The organism is Sandarakinorhabdus rubra (assembly GCF_010994245.1).
Taxonomy (GTDB): Bacteria; Pseudomonadota; Alphaproteobacteria; order Sphingomonadales; family Sphingomonadaceae; genus Sandarakinorhabdus; species Sandarakinorhabdus rubra.
This window is the reverse complement of sequence record NZ_WMHO01000293.1, coordinates 1-2620: the sequence shown is the minus strand read 5'-3', so window position 1 is coordinate 2620 and position 2620 is coordinate 1. Positions and strand designations below refer to the sequence as shown.

3 protein-coding genes are annotated in these 2620 nt (G+C 70.7%); all 3 read left to right on the top strand.

Translation table 11 applies throughout. The features are described from left to right. On the top strand, positions 1-968 hold a 968-nt coding region (locus tag GJV64_RS13555), incomplete at its 5' end, for a hydantoinase B/oxoprolinase family protein (protein WP_205599638.1). Then, positions 965-1633 carry a DUF969 domain-containing protein gene (locus GJV64_RS13550; RefSeq protein WP_164157900.1) on the top strand — a complete coding sequence of 223 codons (669 nt, stop codon included), beginning with the start codon at positions 965-967 and terminating at the stop codon, positions 1631-1633. The genes GJV64_RS13555 and GJV64_RS13550, both read left to right, overlap by 4 nt. After that, positions 1630-2571: a DUF979 domain-containing protein gene (locus GJV64_RS13545; protein ID WP_164157898.1), complete on the top strand. Its 942-nt coding sequence runs from the start codon at positions 1630-1632 to the stop codon at positions 2569-2571. Before GJV64_RS13550 ends, GJV64_RS13545 begins: the two co-directional genes overlap by 4 nt. Positions 2572-2620: the final 49 nt, after the last annotated feature.

The following is a 2620-nucleotide window of genomic DNA, read 5'->3' as shown; positions in this document are numbered from 1 at the left end:
CCGCCTGCGCGCGCGGCGCTGCCGCGCTGGTGGCGCTGTGCGCGGCGGAGGGCCAGGCACGGGTCGCGGCGTTCATGGCCCATGTGCAGGACAATGCCGAAGCGGCAGTACGCGCTGCCATCGCCCGCCTGTCCGACGGCGCCATCACCCTCGCCATGGACAATGGCGCCCGCATCAGCCTTGCCGTGCGGATCGACCGCGAGACCAACAGCGCCACGGTGGATTTCACCGGCACCAGTGCGCAAGCGGCCGACAATTTCAACGCGCCGCGCCCCGTCACCCAGGCCGCCGTGCTCTATGGCTTCCGTTGCCTCGCTGGCAGCGACCTGCCGATGAACGATGGTTGCCTGAGGCCCATCAACATCGTCATCCCGGAAGGCTCGCTGCTCAATCCGGCACCGCCCGCCGCCGTGGTGGCCGGCAATGTCGAGACCAGCCAGATCATCACGGATGCGCTGTTCGGCGCGTTGGGCGTGATGGCCGCCGCGCAGGGGACGATGAACAATTTCACCTTCGGCACCGGCGATTTCCAATATTACGAGACAATCAGCGGGGGTGCCGGGGCCGGAGACGGCTTTGCCGGCGCCAGCGCGGTGCAGACCCACATGACCAACAGCCGGCTCACCGATCCCGAGGTGCTGGAAAGCCGCTTTCCGGTGCTGGTCGAGGATTTTGCCGTGCGTGAGGGTTCCGGCGGCGCCGGGCGCTGGCCGGGTGGCGACGGCGTCATCCGCCGCATCCGGGCGCGCGTGGGCATGACCGCTTCACTGCTGTCGGGTCGGCGCGCCACGCGGCCCTTCGGCCTGATGGGCGGCGGCGATGCTTTGCCCGGCACGGCGCGGGTGGAGCATGCCGATGGCCGGGTGGAGGTGCTGCCTGCCTGCGCCCGGGCCGAACTGATGCCGGGTGATGCCATCGTCATCGAAACGCCGGGCGGTGGTGGTTTCGGGGCTGATCGGGGCGCATGAGCAGTCTGCCCGGCCTATGGCCACTGGCCGGCATCGCCATCGTGGTGATCGGCTTTGCGATCCGCGCCAATCCGCTGGCGGTGGTGGTTGCGGCGGCCTTCGGCAGCGGACTGGGCGCAGGGCTCGGCCCGGTCGAGGTGGTGGCGGCGCTGGGCAAGGCCTTTCACCAGAATCGCTATGTTTCCGTGCCGTGGCTGGCGCTTCCGGTGATCGGCCTGATGGAGCGTGCCGGCCTGCAGGAACAGGCGCGCCGGCTGATCGCGCGCACGCGTGCCGCCACTGCGCCGCGCATCCTCATCCTTTACCTGGCGCTCCGGCAGGTGTCGGCGGCGCTGGGCCTCGTCCAGGTCGCCGGCCATGCCCAGACGGTGCGGCCACTGCTGGCGCCGATGGCGGAAGCGGCGGCAGCGCGCGATGATCCGGCGATCACCCCCGAGGCGCGCGACCGGGTGAAGGCGATGGCCGCCGCCACCGACAATGTCGGGCTGTTCTTCGGCGAGGACATCTTCATCGCCATCGCCTCGATCCTGCTCATCAAGGGCGTGCTGGAAGCAGCCGGTATCCTTGTCCAACCGCTGCAGCTCTCGGTGTGGGCCATTCCCACGGCGCTGGCGGCCTTCATGGTCCACGGCCTGCGCCTCGTGCGTCTCGGCCGCCGGCAATGATCGGCCTGCCCGAACTCTATGCGCTGGCCGCGCTGGTGTTCGCCAGCTGGGCGGGTGCCACGCTGGTTGACAGGGACCATCCCCGCCGCTGGCGCGCCGCCGCCTTCTGGGCCCTCATCGCGCTGGAATTCGCAGCCGGGGACGTGCTTGGCGATGCCGGCAACGGCGTGATTGTGCTGGCGCTGGTGGCGCTGGCCCTGGCCGGCGCGCCGGGCAAGGGCGCTGCCAGCACCAGCAGCCCGGCCGAGCGGCAGACCAGCGCCGAGCGCCATGGCAACCGCCTGTTCCTGCCCGCCCTCATCATGCCCGGCGTGGCGCTGACCGGCAGCCTGCTCTTCCCGCGCCTTGGCACGCTGGTGAACCCTTCACAGGTGACGCTGGTCAGCCTTGGCCTGGGCGCGGTGCTGGCCGTGGTCGCCCTGCTCGCCTGGCAGCGGCCGCCGGCCATCGCCGTGGTCAGCGAAGGCCGACGGCTGGCGGAAGGGGTCGGCTGGGCAATGCTGCTGCCGCAATTGCTGGCCAGTCTCGGAATGGTGTTCACCATCACGGGCGTGGGAGAGATTGTCGGTACGCTGGCGCCACTGGCCATCCCGGATGGCAGCCGGCTGGCCGCCGTGCTGGCCTTCACCGGCGGCATGGCGCTGTTCACCCTCCTGATGGGCAACGCCTTCGCCGCCTTTCCGGTGATGATGGGCGGGATCGGGTTGCCGCTGCTGGTGGTTGGCCTGGGCGGCGATCCGGTGGTGATCGGCGCGGTCGGCATGCTGGCCGGCTTCTGCGGCACGCTCGTCTCGCCGATGGCGGCCAACTTCAACATCGTGCCGGCCGCACTGCTGGAACTGTCCGACCGTTACGCGGTGATCCGCGCCCAATGGCCCACGGCGCTGGCGCTGTGGCTGTTCAACACCGCCATCATCTGGGCGTTCGCCTTCCGCTGACGCCGGGCGCTCAGGCCCGGCGCGGCGGCGCCGGCCGCGGCGGCAGTCG

Bases quoted from the DNA above. Each gene is read 5' to 3' on its own strand.
- GJV64_RS13550 (WP_164157900.1), top strand. From the start codon at position 965: ATGAGCAGTCTGCCCGGCCTATGGCCACTGGCCGGCATCGCCATCGTG.
- GJV64_RS13545 (WP_164157898.1), top strand. From the start codon at position 1,630: ATGATCGGCCTGCCCGAACTCTATGCGCTGGCCGCGCTGGTGTTCGCC.